1 protein-coding gene is annotated in these 723 nt (G+C 33.2%); it reads right to left on the bottom strand.

Annotated features, from left to right (window positions below):
• Positions 1-168 precede the first annotated feature (168 nt).
• A complete protein-coding gene (locus U881_RS0103290; RefSeq protein ID WP_024653125.1) occupies positions 169-570 on the bottom strand; it encodes a hypothetical protein in 402 nt (133 codons plus the stop codon).
• Between the last annotated feature and the right edge of the window lie 153 nt (positions 571-723).

Genomic DNA, 723 nt, shown 5'->3' on the forward strand with positions numbered 1-723 from the left:
GTACAACTTCTCCTATACTCTTAATCGTAAATACCACAACCGGAAGCTTTAGATCTGTACAAGAATACACCTCAGACTTATAATAGATTTGTGTTGTTGCTAACTTATGTGCAAAAAAATAAGCTTTTAAATCCTTCTTAAATGTGTAAACAAATTGTTCAATAAATTTCATCTGAGTAAATCCTTTACTTTGTCATAAAGATTCTCTTTCCAGTTTGTATATTTCTTCTTAATATCATTCTTCTTAAGACTGATCCATATAGGAACAGCCATATCAGCAAGTCCTTTATAAGAAGCCCAAGACTTGATCTTTGCTAAGCTGGGCTGTGTAAAACCTGAATTGTACACTTCTCCTGAATCTAACATCTCAGCTAACGGAGAACCAACTTTAACCTTAATGTCAAATCCAGAATCAGTTTCATTAGTTTCGATACTAGTTATTTCACTCAAACGACCTGGAACTTGAGATTTAAGAGAAGTAACACTCTTTTGTTTTATCCTAACTCCAATAAAACTCTTTACTTCCTCAAAAATAGACTTCTTCAACATGCTAAAATAATGTTTACTCACATAACCTCCAATTTTTAGCCAATATACAAAAAAGCACTACTGTCAACTCTTGGAAAAAGAGCGTCAAATTGATCAAGCAAATGTCTAAATTTACAATCCTTCTTCTGCCCAACCTTAAAACACCTGGAGTGAAATACTTCTGCATAAACCACT

It is taken from the genome of Borrelia persica No12 (genome assembly GCF_000500045.1).
Taxonomy (GTDB): Bacteria; Spirochaetota; Spirochaetia; order Borreliales; family Borreliaceae; genus Borrelia; species Borrelia persica.